The sequence below is a fragment of the Sphingopyxis sp. 550A genome (assembly GCF_053569535.1).
In genome coordinates this window covers 3,307,399-3,323,109 of the sequence record NZ_CM131615.1, presented here as the reverse complement: position 1 = coordinate 3,323,109, position 15,711 = coordinate 3,307,399, and the positions used below count along the sequence as shown (strand labels likewise).

17 protein-coding genes are annotated in these 15,711 nt (G+C 67.9%); 13 read left to right on the top strand and 4 right to left on the bottom strand.

Going from position 1 to position 15,711, the window contains the following annotated elements; translation table 11 throughout:
- Positions 1–25: 25 nt before the first annotated feature.
- From ACVENA_RS16050 to ACVENA_RS15995, 12 genes are all read left to right on the top strand, one after another.
- Positions 26–433 (top strand): phage major tail protein, TP901-1 family, encoded by a 408-nt coding sequence (locus tag ACVENA_RS16050; RefSeq protein ID WP_449326167.1) that lies wholly within the window; start codon positions 26–28, stop codon positions 431–433.
- Positions 430–741: a gene transfer agent family protein gene (locus ACVENA_RS16045; protein WP_449326166.1), complete on the top strand. Its 312-nt coding sequence runs from the start codon at positions 430–432 to the stop codon at positions 739–741. Before ACVENA_RS16050 ends, ACVENA_RS16045 begins: the two co-directional genes overlap by 4 nt.
- A gap of 1 nt (position 742) precedes the next feature.
- Positions 743–946, top strand: a complete 204-nt coding sequence (locus ACVENA_RS16040; protein WP_449326165.1) for a phage tail assembly chaperone — start codon at positions 743–745, stop codon at positions 944–946.
- Positions 939–1,508, top strand: a complete 570-nt coding sequence (locus tag ACVENA_RS16035; protein ID WP_449326164.1) for a tail tape measure protein — start codon at positions 939–941, stop codon at positions 1,506–1,508. Before ACVENA_RS16040 ends, ACVENA_RS16035 begins: the two co-directional genes overlap by 8 nt.
- Positions 1,508–3,829 (top strand): phage distal tail protein, Rcc01695 family, encoded by a 2,322-nt coding sequence (locus tag ACVENA_RS16030; protein WP_449326163.1) that lies wholly within the window; start codon positions 1,508–1,510, stop codon positions 3,827–3,829. The genes ACVENA_RS16035 and ACVENA_RS16030 overlap by 1 nt, the downstream gene beginning before the upstream one ends.
- Positions 3,823–4,662 (top strand): DUF2163 domain-containing protein, encoded by an 840-nt coding sequence (locus tag ACVENA_RS16025; protein WP_449326162.1) that lies wholly within the window; start codon positions 3,823–3,825, stop codon positions 4,660–4,662. Before ACVENA_RS16030 ends, ACVENA_RS16025 begins: the two co-directional genes overlap by 7 nt.
- Before the next feature lie 82 nt (positions 4,663–4,744).
- A complete protein-coding gene (locus tag ACVENA_RS16020) occupies positions 4,745–5,152 on the top strand; it encodes a peptidoglycan endopeptidase (RefSeq protein WP_449326161.1) in 408 nt (135 codons plus the stop codon).
- Positions 5,153–5,224: 72 nt separating this feature from the next.
- Positions 5,225–7,399, top strand: coding sequence for a phage tail protein (locus tag ACVENA_RS16015; RefSeq protein ID WP_449326160.1), 2,175 nt, complete (start codon positions 5,225–5,227; stop codon positions 7,397–7,399).
- 10 nt (positions 7,400–7,409) lie between these two features.
- Positions 7,410–7,862: a DUF2793 domain-containing protein gene (locus tag ACVENA_RS16010; RefSeq protein ID WP_449326159.1), complete on the top strand. Its 453-nt coding sequence runs from the start codon at positions 7,410–7,412 to the stop codon at positions 7,860–7,862.
- 130 nt (positions 7,863–7,992) lie between these two features.
- On the top strand, positions 7,993–9,105 hold the full coding sequence (locus ACVENA_RS16005; RefSeq protein ID WP_449326158.1) for an OmpA family protein: 1,113 nt from the start codon (positions 7,993–7,995) through the stop codon (positions 9,103–9,105).
- 210 nt (positions 9,106–9,315) lie between these two features.
- Positions 9,316–9,936 carry a DJ-1/PfpI family protein gene (locus ACVENA_RS16000; RefSeq protein WP_449326157.1) on the top strand — a complete coding sequence of 207 codons (621 nt, stop codon included), beginning with the start codon at positions 9,316–9,318 and terminating at the stop codon, positions 9,934–9,936.
- A 250-nt stretch (positions 9,937–10,186) separates the two neighbouring features.
- Positions 10,187–10,618 carry an ExbD/TolR family protein gene (locus ACVENA_RS15995; protein ID WP_449326156.1) on the top strand — a complete coding sequence of 144 codons (432 nt, stop codon included), beginning with the start codon at positions 10,187–10,189 and terminating at the stop codon, positions 10,616–10,618.
- Between the two features lie 40 nt (positions 10,619–10,658).
- On the opposite strand, the gene ACVENA_RS15990 is transcribed toward ACVENA_RS15995, so the two are convergent.
- The 4 genes from ACVENA_RS15990 to ACVENA_RS15975 form a co-directional block, all read right to left on the bottom strand.
- A complete protein-coding gene (locus ACVENA_RS15990; RefSeq protein ID WP_449326155.1) occupies positions 10,659–11,195 on the bottom strand; it encodes a hypothetical protein in 537 nt (178 codons plus the stop codon).
- Between the two features lie 55 nt (positions 11,196–11,250).
- A complete protein-coding gene (locus tag ACVENA_RS15985) occupies positions 11,251–11,793 on the bottom strand; it encodes a DUF1993 domain-containing protein (protein ID WP_449326154.1) in 543 nt (180 codons plus the stop codon).
- A 26-nt stretch (positions 11,794–11,819) separates the two neighbouring features.
- On the bottom strand, positions 11,820–13,604 hold the full coding sequence (locus ACVENA_RS15980) for an ABC transporter transmembrane domain-containing protein (protein ID WP_449326153.1): 1,785 nt from the start codon (positions 13,602–13,604) through the stop codon (positions 11,820–11,822).
- A 128-nt stretch (positions 13,605–13,732) separates the two neighbouring features.
- Complete coding sequence (locus ACVENA_RS15975; RefSeq protein ID WP_449326152.1) at positions 13,733–13,990, bottom strand: YjhX family toxin; 258 nt, start codon at positions 13,988–13,990, stop codon at positions 13,733–13,735.
- Positions 13,991–14,265: 275 nt separating this feature from the next.
- On the opposite strand from ACVENA_RS15975, the gene ACVENA_RS15970 reads away from it, so the two are divergent.
- On the top strand, positions 14,266–15,486 hold the full coding sequence (locus ACVENA_RS15970) for a polyhydroxyalkanoate depolymerase (protein ID WP_449326151.1): 1,221 nt from the start codon (positions 14,266–14,268) through the stop codon (positions 15,484–15,486).
- Positions 15,487–15,711 lie beyond the last annotated feature (225 nt).

The following is a 15,711-nucleotide window of genomic DNA, read 5'->3' as shown; positions in this document are numbered from 1 at the left end:
TGATTTTTCAAAGGAGGTTTAAACCATGGCAATCGAAAATGGGAGCGCTTTTCTGCTGAAAATCGGCGATGGCGCGGCGCCGCCGGCCTATGCGACGGTGGCTGGGCTGCGCACCACCCAATTGTCGGTGAACGGCGAGGCGGTGAACGTCACGACCAAGGATTCGGGCGGCTGGCGTGAACTATTGTCGGGTGCCGGGGTGCGCTCGGTTTCGGTGAGCGCGGCGGGGATTTTTACGGGGTCGGCTGCCGAGGTCCGGCTGCGCGGCCATGCTCTGGCGGGCGCGATCGACGATTATGAGCTGAGCTTCGAAAGCGGCGAGCGGCTGCGCGGACGCTTTCTGGTCGTGCGGCTCGACTATGCCGGCGATTATAATGGCGAGCGTAATTATACGCTGAGCCTGGAATCGAGCGGCGCGGTGGTGAGCCTGTGAGCGTGGCCAATGCCTTGCGCGGCGAGGCCGAGCTGCGCGTCGGTGGTGTGCTTCATGTGCTGCGCCCGAGCTTTGCGGCGCTGGTCGCGGCCGAGAGCGAACTGGGGCCGCTGTTCGCGCTGGTCGAGCGCGCGGCGGATGGGCGGTTGGGGCTCGGCGAACTCGCGACGCTGTTCTGGCATTGCGTGCGGGACCGGCCCGAGATGCTGACGCGCGAGGCGGTCGGCGAGGCGGTGGTCGCCGGCGGGCTGGCGGCGGCGACCCCGGCGCTGCGCGTGCTGCTGGGGCAGATATTGCAGGGGCGGTGAGATGATGGACGAGCGGTTCGGCCCCGCCGCACTGGCGCTTGCGGGGGTGACGGCGCGCGTCCTGGGCTGGCGGCCCGACGATTTCTGGGCGGCGACGCCGGCCGATGTGGCGGCGGTGCTGGCGGGCTGGCGCGCGGAGGAAGAGGCGGGTGGGGTCGACCGCGCCGGCCTCGCGATGATGATGGAGCAATGTCCCGATGGATGAGATCGACGAGATGTTCGGTGCGCTGCGCGGCGACGCCGCGGGCTATCGCCGCGAGATCGCGGCGCTGCGCGCCGAGATCGGCGGGCCGCTGGTAAGCGAGGCCGAGCGGGCGGGGCAGGCGATCGAGCGGGCGCTGTCGCGCGCGATCGTCAGCGGCAAGCTGGGCTTCGAGGATCTGAAGCGGATCGCGCTGTCGGTGATGGCCGACATCGCGCGGGCGGCGATTTCGAACGGACTCAGCTCGCTGGGCGGTGGGGGGTCGGGCAGCGGCGGGTTGCTGTCGCTCGGCGCATCGGTGGTCTCGGCGCTGTTCGGGGCGCCGGGGCGCGCGACCGGCGGGCCGGTGAGCGCGGGGCGCGCCTATCGCGTCGGTGAGCGCGGCCCCGAATGGTTCGTGCCGACCGCAAGCGGGCGGGTCGAGGCGGCCGGCGGCGCGGTGCGCAATATCGCGATCACGGTCAATGTCCGCGGCGACGGGGCGAGCGAGCCGCAACGGCTGGCGCAGACCGGGCGGCAGCTCGCGCGCGCGGTGCGGCGCGCGGTGGCCGCGGAGGACGCGTGATGGGCTGGGCGCTGGTCGCGGCCGAGCCGCATCACCGGAAAGGCTGGGTCAAGCGGTTCGATCCGCGCTTCTGGACGGTCGATTTCGCGCGGCCGATGATGGCGGCGGTCACGACGACCGCGCCCGATGCGCTGCGCCTTGAAGCGGTGTTCTACCGCAAGCAGGATCTGGCGGGGCTGATCTGGGAAGCGGCGGATCGTTGGGATCATCCTTTGCTTGCCTATGAGACGAAGCGCGATTTCCGGCATAGCCAGCTTCGCTTTCGCTGGCGGTCGGGCGGGGTCAAGCCGCTCGACGCGCTGCACGGGCCGACGCTGACGATCGAAGGGCGCGATGCCGCCGGGACTCCGCGCGCCTGGTATGTCCGGCTGTGGAATTATGCGGCGGGGACGCCCGAGGATGCGGTCGTGACGCTCGATTTCGATGCGCTCGTCGGCGGGTTCCTGCTGCCGGGCGAGGCCGATCCGGTGTGGGCGGGCGACATCGACCGGATGTTCGTCTCGTTGGTGCCACCGGGATATGACGGCGGCGAGGGCGTGCTCGCGGCGCCCGCCGAGGGGTGGGCAGAGATGAGCGGCATCGCCTGTTCGGGGTCGGGATCGGTGCTGGCGATCGGCGACGCGGTGCTGCCCGAGCACGGTCTGGGACTCGCGAACGGCTATGACGACAGTTACCATCTGACCCCGGCGCGGCTGGTGCGCCAGATCGTCCAGCTCGGCTATCGCGGCGACGTCGTCCATTATGTCGGGATGAGCCATTATATGCGGCTCGCGGCAGACGGCGCTGCGTTTCGGGCAAGCGTCGTCGGCGGGGCGGTGAGCGCGCCCGCGGCGGCGTGGCACCGGGCGCTGGCGGCCGAATGCGTGGGCGCGGGGTTGGGGCTGATCTGGTCGCTCTCCTACGAACTGTTCGACGCCTATTGCCCCGAGGACTGGAAGCAGCGCGATACCGAGGGTGCGCCCGCGCTGACCGGGTGGGTGCCGCCGTCGACCCTGCTCTCGCCCGCGAATGCCGAGGCAATGGGCTATCTGCAACTCGTCGCGCGGGATTTCACCGGTTTCGCGGTCGAGGCGGGGCTGGCGGTCAAATTCCAGGTCGGCGAGCCCTGGTGGTGGGTCGGCGCGGGCGGGCGACTGTTCGCTTATGACGCGGCGACGAGCGCGGTACTGGGCGGAGCGAGCGTCGCGATTCCCGATGTGCGCGGGAGCCTGACGGCGGCGCAGCGGACGATGCTCGATGCGCTGGGGGTGCTGCTGGCGACATCGACCGCGGCGCTGGTCGCGGCGGCGCGCGACGAGGCAGGGGCGGCGGGGCTGACGAGCCATCTGCTCGTCTATCTGCCTACGGTGCTCGATCCGGAGGCGCCCGAACTGCGGCGCGCCAATGTGCCGATGGGCTGGACGGCGCCGGCCTTCGATGTGTTGCAGCTCGAGGATTATGTCTGGGTGACCGGCGGGCGCGGGGCGGCCACGGCGGGAGCGCGAGCGGCGATGGCGGCGCGGCTCGGCTATCCGGTCGGCGATCAGCATTATTTTGCGGGCTTCGTGCTGGCGCCTGAGGATCGGGGGCAATGGGAGGCGATCGCCGCGGCGGCCGATGCGGCGCGGCGCGCGGGGGTGGCGCGGGCGGTCCTGTGGGCGCTGCCGCAGGTCGCGCGCGACGGATTCGTGGCTTTTGACGGGGAGGATGCGGTGCAGGCTTTCGATGCGGTGGACTTTCCGATCGCGATCGGGCGCGAGGCGATGGTCCAGACCGAATTTTCGACCCAGATCGTGAGTTCGCCTTCGGGCCATGAACAGCGCGCGAGCGAATGGGCCGAGGCGCGGATGCGATATGATGCGGGGCCGGGAATCCGGTCTGAGGCCGATGTGCGGACGCTTGCCGATTTCTTTCGCGCGCGAAGGGGCGCGGCGCGGGGCTTTCGCTTTCGTGACCCGTTCGATCATGGATCGGCGATCGATGGCGGCTTGCCGGGCGCGGCGGATCAGTTGCTGGGGACCGGCGACGGGAGCCGACGGCAATTCGCGCTGGTCAAATATTATGGCGCCGGGGATGCGGTACAGGAACGGAGAATCCGCCTGCCGGTCGCCGACAGCTTGCGCGTGTCGGTCGATGGGGTGGAGACGGCGGCGTTCACGCTGACGGCGGACGGCGAGGTGCTGCTCGATGCGGCGCCGGCTGTCGGAGCGATGGTGCGCGCGGGCTTTCTGTTCGACGTGCCGGTGCGCTTTGCCGAGGATCGGCTGGAGGTCAGTCGCGCAACCTTTCTCGCGGGCGAGATGGCGAGCGTGCCGCTGGTCGAAGTGCGCGCGCCATGGTGAGCTTCGTGGGGACGGAAGCGGCGCCTGATTGGCTGCGCGAGGAGCTGGTGACGCTTGCCTGGTGCTGGCGGCTGGCGCGGCGCGACGGGGTGGTGATCGGACTGACCTCGCACGACCGCGACCTGATCGTCGGCGGAATACCCTATCGCGCCGCGCCGGGGATGAAGCCGTCGGCGATCGAGACCCGCGACGAGATCGACGCCGCGACGATGGACCTGGAGGGGGCGATCGCAAGCGATGCGATCGCGGCCGACGACCTCGATGCGGGCCGCTGGGACGGGGCGGCGGTGGAGCTGTTCGTCACCGACTGGAGCGCGCCCGATGCGGCGCCGGTCGTCGTGGCGCGCGGGTCGCTTGGCGCGGTCGAGCGGCGCGGCGCGGCGTTCACTGCCGAGCTGCAAGGCGTGACGCGCGTCCTCGATGGACCGGCGTGCCCGGCGACCTCGCCGTCGTGCCGCGCGATGCTGGGCGACCCCGCGTGCCGGGTCGATCTGGCGCCGCGCACGCACAGGCGGCGGGTGGTTGCGGTCGAGGGCCGCGCGGTAACGCTCGACGCGGCGGTGGTGGCGGGCGCGATGGCGTTCGGCGAACTGACCTGGATGGAAGGCGCGGTGTGCGGGTTGTCGAGTCCGGTGATCGATGCGGCGAGGGCGGTGCTGACGCTGGCGGAGATGCCGCCGGTGCTGCCCGCGCTGCCGCTCAGGGTGCGGCTGGTCGAGGGGTGCGACAAGCAGCTTGCGACGTGCCGGACGCGCTTTGCCAATGCGATCAATTTTCGCGGCGAGGCGCATCTGCCGGGCAACGATCTGCTGACGCGCTATCCGGGTGGGTGAGGTGAGGGAGGTTGCCCACCCCGCTGCGCGTAGCGAGCAAGCTCGCAACGCTCGCTGCCCCTCCCGCCTGCGGGAGGGGAAAATGGGCGCGCGCGTCCTTGCGGCGGCGCGGGGGATGATCGGCGCGCGGTTCCGGCCGCAGGGGCGCGATCCGGCGACGGGGCTCGACTGCGTCGGGCTGGTGTGGGCGGCTTATGCCGCCGCCGGACGGATGCTGCCCTTGCCCGTCGGATATCCGCTGCGGGGATGGGGGCGCGAGCGGATCGAGGCAGCCTTGGCGGCGGCCGGGTTCGGGCGGGTCGAGGATCGGCGCGACGGCGATGTCGCGCTGATCGCGCTCGCGGCGGGGCAGTTTCATCTCGGGGTGATGGGGACGGCGAGCTTCGTTCACGCCCATGCGGGGCTGCGGCGGGTGGTGGAGACGCCGGTGGATGGGATGACGTCTGCGGTGACAGAGCGCTGGAGATTGCGCCCTCCCCGCTGCGACTAGCGAGCAAGTTCGCAAGTCTCGCTGCCCCTCCCGCTTGCGGGAGGGGAGAATTGTGCAATCAGGAGCGTGACTATGGCAACTCTGGTGCTGACGGTGGTCGGCGGGATCGTGGGCGGGCCGGTCGGGGCGGCGGTGGGCGCGATGATCGGGCAGCAGGTCGATGCCGCGATCTTCAAGCCCAAGGGGCGCGAGGGGCCGCGGCTGGCCGACCTGAAGGTGCAGGCCTCGACCTATGGCCAGCAGATCCCCAGGCTGTTCGGGACGATGCGCGTCGCGGGGAGCGTGATCTGGGCGACCGACCTGATCGAACGCCGGAACAAGCGCGGCGGCGGCAAGGGGCGGCCGTCGACGACCGAATATAGTTATGCGGTGTCGCTGGCGGTCGCGCTGTCGTCGCGGCGGGTCGGGGCGATCCGGCGGATCTGGGCCGACGGCAATCTGCTGCGCGGGTCGAGCGGCTCGTTCCAGGAACGCTGCATCTTTCGCTGGTATGACGGGGGCGAGGACCAGCCGGTCGATCCGCTGATCGCCTCGGCGGTCGGCGCCGCGTCGGCGAGCGCCTTTCGCGGGCTGTCCTACGCCGTGTTCGAGGAACTCGAACTGGGCGCATTCGGCAACCGCATTCCGTCGCTGACCTTCGAGGTCGAGGCCGATGCGGGCGTGGTCGATGCGGGCGTTGTCGGCGACGCGCTGCTCGGCGAGGGCGGGCGTTGCGGCGGACGCTGGCCGATCGCGGGCTATGCGGCATCGGGCGAGCGGGTGCGTGACGCGCTGGCCCCGCTGTTCGAGATTGACGGCACGAGGCTGGTCAGCGATCCTGCCGGCTGGCGGCTTGCTCCGGCTGAAATTTCGCCGGACCCATCGGCGTTCAGCGCATTTTGCGAAGCGGCGCGCGTGTTGACACCGGCCGATTGCCGCGAGCGGCGGCGCGCGCCGCTGGCCTCGCTCCCCGGAACGATCCGTCTGCGCCATTATGAGCCCGAACGCGATTATCAGCTCGGCCAGCAGACGGCGGCGGTCGCGGGCGGGGGAGCGCGCGAGGAACGGATCGACCTGCCCGCGGTGCTTCCCGCCGGGTCGGCGCGCGCGCTGGCGCAAACGCTGGCGGCGGCCGCTGCCGATGGGCGCGAGACGCTGGTGTGGGTGGGCGATCTCGCCGCGCTGGCGCTGCCCGTCGGCGGGCTGATCGCGTGGACGGACGGCGGAACCTGGCGCATTGCGGCACGAGCGGTGCGGGGAAACGGTGTCTCGATCGAGTTGCGGCGGTTTCAGCCGGCATCGACCGAGGTCATGGCGGCCGACCCGGGGCTTCCGGTCGGCAGTCCCGACTGGCCCGACGCCGAAGCGAGCGTGCGCCTGTTCGATCTGCCGAATATCGGGGCGACGGCGGCGTCAGCGCCTAGGCTGGTCGTCGCGGCGGCGGGCAGCAACGACGGCTGGCGCGGCGCCGACCTGTGGTTCCAGCCCGAGGCGGGCGCCGAGCCGATCGCGCTCGGCACCGCGCGTCCGGCGGCGGCGCTGGGCGTGCTGGGCGCGGCCTTGCCGGCGGGCGGAACGCTGCTTTTCGATCGGTCGAGCGTCGTGATCGTAACGCTGGCCAACCCGTCGATGACGCTCGAATCGGTCGACGAGCGGACGCTGCTCGGCGGCGCGAACCGCGCGATGGTCGGCGACGAACTGCTGCAATTCACCGATGCCGAGATGATCGCTCCCGCGACCTGGCGGCTTTCGCACCTGCTGCGCGGCCGGAACGGGACCATGGCGGCGCAGGCGGCAGGGACTCCTTTCGTGCTGCTCGACGACCCGGCGCTGCTGTGGATCCCCGACGATCTCGCGCGGTTCGCCGAAGCGGGCGCCGCTATCCTGCAATGGGCGCCCCGTTCGGGGGTCGACGTCGCCGATATTGCGGTGCCCACCGCGGGGCAGGCGCTGCGCCCGCTGGCTCCCGTTCATGGCGCTATCCGGCGGAACGGCGCGGGTGGCGCCGAGCTTCGCTGGGTTCGCCGCACCCGCACCGATGCCGGCTGGCGCGATCATGTCGATGCTCCGCTGGGTGAAGGGCGCGAGGCATGGCGGATCGCGGTCGAGCCCGCGCTAATGGGCATCGGGCCGTGGGAGACCGCGTCGCCGTCGCTCGTCCTCGACGCCGCGACCTGGACCGCGCTCGCGCCCGATAGCGTGTTTTCGATCCGGCAGGTTGGCGATTTCGCGCTGTCCGAGCCGCTGCTTCTGCCCCTGACAATATGAGGATGATTCGATGACCGAAACGACCCGGACCGCGCGCCTGGCCCTTCCGCTGCTGGCGATGGCGCAGGCGCAAAAGGAAGTGACGCATAATGAAGCGCTCGTGCTGCTCGACGCGCTCGTCCACGCCGCCATCGAGGATGGCCCGCTGACGGTGCCGCCGTCGTCGCCGGTCGCGGGGCAATGCTGGCTGGTCGGTGCCGGCGCCGGCGGCGACTGGACCGGGCAGGCGGATGCGATCGCCATCTGGTGCGACGGCGGCTGGCGCTTTGCGCCGCCGCGTCCGGGGATGCGGATCGCGCGGCTGAGCGATGGCGCGTGGCTGCGTTACGCGGCGGGTGTCTGGACCGCGCCGGCGGCGGTTGCGAATCCGGAAGGCGGCGCCACGGTCGATGCTGAAGCGCGTGCGGCGATCGCTGCCCTGATTCTTCTTTTCGAGGCGCAGGGCCTTCTGATTTCAGGATGATTTCGGTTCTATTCTCATCGCAAGTGCGACTTTTTGGCAACAGATTAACGATTTGTTGGCTTGCGCGGAACCAAAGGCACGCGTAGGACGTCTGTCGAGACGTATATCTCAATTGAAAGGGGAATCTACTATGAGGAAGCTTGCCGTCGCTGTGGCGTTGGCCTCCACTGCCCTTGCGTCGCCGGCCCTTGCGCGCGACAACTCGTGGTATGTTGGTGTCGGTGGTGGTGTGATGCTGGTCGAGGATCTCGATCTGGACATCGGCACCGTCAATAACGCTGGTACGCTCGATCATCGTACGGGTTATGATGTCGAAGGCACCGTTGGTTACGATTTCGGCGGTTTCCGCGCCGAAGTCGAAGTCGGCTATCGCGAAGCCGATATCAAGGGTGGCACGTTCACTGCTCCCGGTATTCCGGACCACGCCAACGGCACTGGAGCCTTCACGGGTTCGACCCGCCTGAACGGCGATTCGAATGCGCTGAGCTTCATGGTCAACGGCATGCTCGACTTCGGTGACGACGATGGCCTGCAGGGCTTCGTCGGCGGCGGTGTCGGCGTTGCGCGCGTTTCGGTCGAACCCGTCTTCGCGGGTCCGTTCCTGGACGATTCGGACACCGGCTTCGCCTGGCAGGCGATCGCGGGCGTTCGCGCTCCGCTGTCCAAGAATTGGGACGTCGGCCTGAAGTATCGTTTCTTCAACGCCAGCAACCTCGACCTTGTCGATCAGGCTGGCCGCGACGTTTCGACGCGCTTCCGGTCGCACTCGATCCTCGGCACGCTGACCTACAACTTCGGGGGCGCCGAGCCGCCGCCGCCGCCGGCTCCGCCGCCGCCCCCGCCCCCTCCGCCGCCTCCCCCGCCGCCGCCGCCGCCTCCGCCGGCTGTGTGCGAGCCTGGGCCGTACATCGTGTACTTCGACTGGGATCAGTCGGCGATCACGCCGGAAGCGGCTGCGACGCTCGACAATGCGATCAGCGCCTACAACCGCGGTTGCTCGGGTACGCAGGTCTGGCTCGCCGGTCACGCCGACCGTTCGGGTTCGGCCAAGTACAACGTCGGTCTGTCGCAGCGCCGCAACGATGCGGTCCGCAGCTACCTGACCGCACGGGGCATCTCGGACGGCTCGATCACCGCGGAAGCGTTCGGCGAAAGCCGCCCGGCCGTGGCGACCGCCGATGGCGTCCGCAACGACCAGAACCGCCGCGTGGAAATCAAGTACGGTCCGGGTTCGGGCAACTAAGATTTCCAACCCGGTTCGGGTTCGAAAAAAAGGAGGGCGGTGCCGCAAGGCGCCGCCCTTTCTTTTTGGGCAATGAGATATCCGCGTAGTCCTGGGGATGGCGGCTGTGAGTGGAGAACGGATAGGTGGCCGTTTCGCAGTCGAAAGCGTGCATCGCATCGTGAATTGCGGTAACGGCGCGTTCCCGATTGTCCGACATAGGAGGGTATAGTGCAGATCGCGGTTCTGACGTTCGACGGTTTCAACGAGCTTGACAGCTTCGTTGCCGCCGCGATCCTGAACCGGATGAAGGCCAAGGGCTGGACCGCCCACATCACCTCGCCGACCCGGGAAGTCACGTCGATGAACGGCGTCATCGTTCAGCGGCAAAAGCCCCTCGAATTTGCGAACGAGGCGGATGCGGTGCTGATCGGCAGCGGCGTGAAGACGCGGGATATCGCGGCGGATGCCGAACTGCTCGCGCAGATCGATCTCGATCCGTCTCGCCAACTTATCGGGGCGCAGTGCTCGGGCACCTTGATCCTGGCCAGGCTCGGCCTGGTCGGCGAACTGCCGGCCTGCACCGATCTGACGACCAAACCTTGGGTGATCGAGGCGGGTGTCAATGTGATCGATGCTCCGTTCGTGGCGCACGACAATGTGGCGACCGCTGGCGGATGCCTCGCTTCTCAATATCTCGCCATGTGGATGATTGCGCGAGGTGCGTCTGTCGAGGATGCCACGGACGCGATGCACTATGTGGCGCCGGTCGGTGAGAAAGACTTTTATATCGATCGGGCGTTGTCGGTGGTCACGCCGTTTCTGGCTGCAGAGCCTGCTCGCGCGGCATAGCTGGTCGGCGGCTATCGGAGCGGCGTGTCGTCGCCCCCTTGCCCCTTTTTTTGGTCGATGGCCCAATCGTCATCACCGCCTCCCGACTCCTGTCGCGAAGGCTGCGGCCGCGCTTTCCATTTGCGATATTTGAAAAACGTTATATCATAACTTTATCGACCGGGGTGGCGCGATTGGAGGTGTCGGCTCGATCGGCAGCGCGGAACAAGCGCGGGAGGTGCGCGCGTTTCGCCCGACAGGGAGCGACAGGATGCGCAGACGCAGTCAGTTCCACCGCAGCATTTTCCGGGCCGACCCCAATGGCGATCCCGATATCAACACGACGCCGCTGATCGACGTGATGCTCGTCATGCTGGTGATGTTCATCATCACCATCCCGCCGCCGACGCACAGCGTCGACGTGATGCTGCCCGAGGGAGGACATGCCGAGGTGCGCGACGAAAACCGCATCACCATCGACACGAGCGACATCATCCGCTGGAACGGCGAGGCGGTCGATCTTGCCCAGCTCGGCCAATTGGTGAAGACGGCGGCCGACCGCCCCGCGAAGGCCACGCTGACGTTCGAGCCAGAGGCGCGGGCGCGCTATCTGCGGGTCGATGAGGCGATCGGTGCGATCCGCCGCAACGGCGGCAGCAAGATCAGCTTTCCGGGCATCAGCCGCTACCGCGACCTGATCTAAACTGTTGGGCTCGGCTGCTCCTGGGGCAGTTCCGTGGTGTCTATCTGTCGCCGCGGTTCCGGACGCGGTCGGCGTGTATCTTTGCCTTCGGGACGCCGAGCCAATAGTGATCGGCCAAGTCGCGATACTCGCGGTCGAACCCGTCGTCCAAAAGGCCGCGCACGTCGGGGGCAACGCCGCATCGCGGGTCCAGTTCGCGCAGAAGACGGGTGATCCGCGCTTTGATATCCCTTGTCTGGTCCGCCAGGGATTTTTCGAAAAATGCGTCGTCTTCGACATTGGCGAAGCTCGCGCCCGTCGGGCATTTCTTCGTCGAGATTTCGTAGTGCAGCCCGGCGGCACTGTTATGCGCCGAATATCCATCGACGATGACGCGAACGTCGCCCTGGCAGATGCTGAAGCTGCCCCACCATTTGTTACCGAAACGGTCGATGTCCGATGGCGTGCAGGCCTGCCACTCGTAAGGCTTTGACGTCGTCACCTGTGGTTCTTCGACGACCGCTATCACATTCTCGGGGGACTGCTGATGACAGGCGGTGACGAGGATGCAGAATATCGCGAGCCGACGGCGTCCCATTGTGCTGTGTTATCGCTCTGCGATCTTTGCCATCAGATGCTTGCCCGGGTGCGCTCTACGCCGCCGGCGCGGTTCCCGGGCGCAGATATTGCATCATGTAGCTGACATAGTCGGCCTTGCCGAGCGGCACGCCCATGTGGCGCATCACCGCATAGGCGGCGACGAGGTGGAAGTAGAATTGCGGCTGCGCCCAATCGCGTACGTAAGTGGCGGCGGTCATGTCGAACGCCATGCCGTTCGGAAGATCGAAGCCGATAGTGCGGTCGTCGTCGCCGTCGAGGGTCGCGGGGTCGATCGCATCGAGCCACGCCAGCGTCGTGGCGATTTGCGCCTGAAGGCCCGGAAAATCGGCAGCGTCTTCACCTAAGTCCGGTGCCTTGTCCGCGCCGAGACGCACTGCGGTCTGGATCGCCTGCGCGCAGGTGAAACGGACCTGCGCCGCGAGCGGAAACATGTCGGGCGCGAGGCGCGCGGCGATGAACTGCAATTCGCCGACGCCATTCTGTTCGCCCCAGTCGAGCGCCTTGACGAGCTGTCCCGAAAGCGCGCGCAACCCGTTGGTATAGGCGGGGATGGTGAGGTCGTGGAGCGTGGGCATCGGGGGCTTCCTTTGAAGGATGGCGGTCAGGCGGCGGCGAGATTGTCCTGGAACTGAAGGCGCGCGAGGCGGGCATAGAGGCCGTCGGCGGCGACGAGGTCGTCGTGGCGCCCCTCCTCGACGATGCGACCTTCGTCCATCACGACGATGCGGTCGGCGGCGCGGACGGTCGCGAGGCGGTGCGCGATGACGATCGTCGTGCGGTCGTGCATCAGCGCCTCGAGTGCGTCCTGCACCAGCCGTTCGGATTCGGCGTCGAGCGCCGAGGTTGCTTCGTCGAGCAGCAGCAAAGGCGCGCGGCGCAGCAGCGCGCGGGCGATGGCGACGCGCTGGCGCTGGCCACCCGATAGCCGGGCGCCGCCTTCACCCATGAAGGTGTCGAGACCATCGGGCAGTTTGCGGAGGAATTCCTCGGCATTGGCGGCGCGCGCGGCGTCCCACAATTCGTCGTCGCTCGCGGCCCAATTGCCATAGCGCAGATTGTCGCGCGCGGAGGCGGCGAAGATCACCGTTTCCTGCGGCACCATCGCGATCCGGGCGCGGATGGCGGCGGGATCGGCCTCGGTCAGCGGCACGCCGTCGAGCCGGATCTGCCCTGCCTGCGGATCATAGAAGCGCTCGGCAAGCTGGAAGAGCGTCGACTTGCCGGCGCCCGAGGGGCCGACGATCGCGACGGTTTCGCGCGGGCGGACCGCGAGCGAGAAATCGTGCAGCGCGGGTGCGTCGGGGCGCGTCGGGTAGCGGAATTCGACATGGTCGAATTCGAGCGTCCCGGTCGCCGGTTCCGGCAGGGCGCGCGGATTCGCCGGCGCGGCGATGGTCGGTTCGGCAACGAGCAATTCGTGGAGCCGCTCGGCCGCGCCCGCGGCGCGCAGCAGGTCGCCATAGACTTCGGTGAGCGCGCCGAACGCGCCCGCGACGAGCCCGCCGGTGAGGACGAAGGCGGCGATCGTGCCGCCGGTGATCGTGCCTGCCGCGACTCCCGCGGCGCCATACCAGAGCAAAGTCGTGATCGCGCCGAAAAGCAGCCCGATGACGATCGCGGTCATGATCGCGCGGAGGCGGATGCGGCGTTTGGCGGTCGCGAAATTGGCCTCGACCGCGGCCGTGAAGCGATCGGCTTCGCGTCCTTCCTGTCCGAAGGCCTGGACGATCTTCATCGCGCCCAATTGCTCGGCGGTGGTTGCGCCGATGTCGGCGACGCGATCCTGGCTCGACCGCGAGACATTCTGGAGGCGGCGGCCGAGAATGACGATCGGCATGATGATCACCGGGATGCCGATCAGCATCCCCGCGGTCAGCCGGGGCGAAAGCGAGAAGAGATAGACGATCCCGCCGATCCCCATCACCGTGTTGCGCAGCGCGACCGAAACGGTGGTGCCGACGGTCTGTTCGATGATCGCGGTGTCGGCGGTCATTCGCGAAGCGATTTCGGACGGACGATTTTCTTCGAAGAAGCCGGGCGCGAGGCGCAGCAGGTTGCGCTGCACCCCTTCGCGAATATCGGCGACGGTTCGCTCGCCGAGCCAGCTCACGCAATAGAAACGCACCGCGGTCGCGGCGGCGAGAAGCAGCACGATGCCGTAGAAGACGCGGAAATGCGGGGCGACATCGCCGCCGCCGGCGACGAAGCCCGAATCGATCATCGCCTTGAACTGATAGGGAATGGCGAGCGTCGCGAGCGCGGCGACGCCGAGTGCCACCGCCGCGATCAGCAATTGCAGCGGATAGCGGCTGGCATGGTGCCAGACCATGCGCAGGCTGGACAGCTTGCGACGGGCCGGGGCGGGTTGGTCTGATTTGGTCGCCATCGCGGATCGCCCTAGCAGCCGCGTCGACGCCGCTCAACGCCGCAAAATGATGTCCTGCTTCAAGCGCTTTGAAGCGGAGACAGGCAAAGGGGGGAGCGCGGGTGCCGGCCCGCGCTCCCCGGCTATCGCTAGCGGTTGTCGAGCTGCGCTCGCACCGCACGCAGGCCCGCCTGCGTGATCCGATACGGCGCTCCGCCGTGCGAGGCGATGAAGCCGCGGCGGCGGAGGCGCTGGAAGAGCGCGAGACCGCCGCTTTCGAGGATATGGCCGTCGCGCGTGAAACAGAGCGCCTCGATCAGCCGGCCGTCTTCGTCGCGCCGGTGGCGAATCGTGCCGCCCTGCGCCAGCACGTGCAGCATGCGCTGTTCCGATTTCGAAATGTTCATGGGAGTGTCCGGAATTTTCGAGCAACAAAAGGCGCGCCGGCCCATCGGCCAGCGGCGTTTGCATCATCCCTTTCGCCGGGATGTTAGCGGTTGCCCGCAATCTCAGACATATGCACTCCGAAAGGGCGTAGCGGCGCCCTGCTGTCCCAGAATATTATCGATGAACCGAGACTGCAACGCTTTTGATGCATTGCACAATGGCGATGATTGCCTAGACTGCTCAGCAATCGGGGTGCCGGACGAGCGCCCGACGACACGCAAGGGGCCCATCGAACATGCTGTATCACGCCTTTGACATGCAGAAGAGCTGGCTCGCGGGAGCCAGCGCGCTGGCGACCGCCGGAGCGCAGGCGATTCAGCATCCCGCCAATCCGCTCGGCTATTTCGGCGGCAGTCCGATGTTCGCCTCGGCGCTCGAGGTGTTTGCGCACGCCGCCGCGCCGCGCGGGAAGCCCGGGTTCGAGTTGTACGAGACCGTCGTCGACGGCGAGACGGTGCGCGTCGCCGAAGCGATCGAGGCGCGCAAACCCTTTGGCCAGCTCAAGCATTTCAAGCATCGCGGCAGCGCGGGGAAGCCGAAGCTGCTGATCGTCGCGCCGATGTCGGGCCATTATGCCACCTTGCTGCGCGGCACCGTCGAGCGGATGCTGCCCGACCATGACGTGTGGATCACCGACTGGCGCGACGCGCGCAACGTGCCGCTGGAGGCGGGCAAATTCGACCTCGACGACTATGTCGACTATCTGATCGCGTGGCTCGAGCATATCGGGCCGGACGCGCATATGCTCGCGGTGTGCCAGCCGTCGGTGCCCAGCCTCGCCGCGGCCGCGGTGATGGCGGCCGGGAAGCACAAGTGCCGGCCGAAGACGCTGACGATGATGGGCGGGCCGATCGATACGCGCAAGGCGCCGACCGCAGTGAACCAGCATGCGACGACGCGGCCCTATGCCTGGTTTCAGGAGAATGTCATCGCGACCGTCCCGGCCTGGTATCCGGGCGCCGGGCGCCGCGTCTATCCGGGATTCCTCCAGCTTGCCGGTTTCATGTCGATGAACCTCGGCAATCACATGATGAGCCATTGGGAGATGTTCAAGCATCTGGTCGACGGCGACGGCGAGAGCGCCGACAAGACCAAGGAATTCTATGACGAATATCGCGCGGTGTGCGACATGACCGCCGAATTCTATCTCCAGACGGTCGATGTCGTGTTCCAGCGCCACCTGCTGCCCAAGGGCGAGATGCTCCATCGCGGCAAGCCGGTCGACCTGACGAAGATCGAGGATATCGCGATTCTGGCGATCGAGGGCGAGCGCGACGACATTTCGGGGATCGGCCAGACCAAGGCGGCGCTGACGCTCGCCAAGGCGCTGCCCGCGGACAAGAAGAAATATCTGATGGCGAAGGGGGTCGGCCATTACGGGATCTTCAACGGCCGCAAATGGCGCGACGAGATTGCACCGGTGGTCGAGACATGGATTCGCGCGCACGGCGGGTAAGGCGGCGGCGGTTTTCGACCGATTGCGGCCGCTCCTCTCCCCTCCCGCAGGCGGGAGGGGCTGGGGGTGGGCAGCGACGTTGCATCTGCCCACCCCGCTGCGACTAACGAACAAAGTTCGTAAGTCTCGCTGCCCCTCCCGCTTGCGGGAGGGGAAACATGCGTTGCCCTAAAACGGCCGCTCCCCACCCCAAACCGGCCGTATCGTTCCGGTCCATGCCGGAGG

Excerpts from the sequence above, each read along its gene's own strand:
- ACVENA_RS16050 (WP_449326167.1), top strand. The coding sequence starts at position 26 with ATGGCAATCGAAAATGGGAGCGCTTTTCTGCTGAAAATCGGCGATGGC.
- ACVENA_RS16040 (WP_449326165.1), top strand. The coding sequence starts at position 743 with ATGATGGACGAGCGGTTCGGCCCCGCCGCACTGGCGCTTGCGGGGGTG.
- ACVENA_RS16035 (WP_449326164.1), top strand. The coding sequence starts at position 939 with ATGGATGAGATCGACGAGATGTTCGGTGCGCTGCGCGGCGACGCCGCG.
- ACVENA_RS16030 (WP_449326163.1), top strand. The coding sequence starts at position 1,508 with ATGGGCTGGGCGCTGGTCGCGGCCGAGCCGCATCACCGGAAAGGCTGG.
- ACVENA_RS16025 (WP_449326162.1), top strand. The coding sequence starts at position 3,823 with ATGGTGAGCTTCGTGGGGACGGAAGCGGCGCCTGATTGGCTGCGCGAG.
- ACVENA_RS16020 (WP_449326161.1), top strand. The coding sequence starts at position 4,745 with ATGGGCGCGCGCGTCCTTGCGGCGGCGCGGGGGATGATCGGCGCGCGG.
- ACVENA_RS16015 (WP_449326160.1), top strand. The coding sequence starts at position 5,225 with ATGGCAACTCTGGTGCTGACGGTGGTCGGCGGGATCGTGGGCGGGCCG.
- ACVENA_RS16010 (WP_449326159.1), top strand. The coding sequence starts at position 7,410 with ATGACCGAAACGACCCGGACCGCGCGCCTGGCCCTTCCGCTGCTGGCG.
- ACVENA_RS16005 (WP_449326158.1), top strand. The coding sequence starts at position 7,993 with ATGAGGAAGCTTGCCGTCGCTGTGGCGTTGGCCTCCACTGCCCTTGCG.
- ACVENA_RS15995 (WP_449326156.1), top strand. The coding sequence starts at position 10,187 with ATGCGCAGACGCAGTCAGTTCCACCGCAGCATTTTCCGGGCCGACCCC.
- ACVENA_RS15990 (WP_449326155.1), bottom strand. The coding sequence starts at position 11,195 with ATGGGACGCCGTCGGCTCGCGATATTCTGCATCCTCGTCACCGCCTGT.
- ACVENA_RS15985 (WP_449326154.1), bottom strand. The coding sequence starts at position 11,793 with ATGCCCACGCTCCACGACCTCACCATCCCCGCCTATACCAACGGGTTG.
- ACVENA_RS15980 (WP_449326153.1), bottom strand. The coding sequence starts at position 13,604 with ATGGCGACCAAATCAGACCAACCCGCCCCGGCCCGTCGCAAGCTGTCC.
- ACVENA_RS15975 (WP_449326152.1), bottom strand. The coding sequence starts at position 13,990 with ATGAACATTTCGAAATCGGAACAGCGCATGCTGCACGTGCTGGCGCAG.
- ACVENA_RS15970 (WP_449326151.1), top strand. The coding sequence starts at position 14,266 with ATGCTGTATCACGCCTTTGACATGCAGAAGAGCTGGCTCGCGGGAGCC.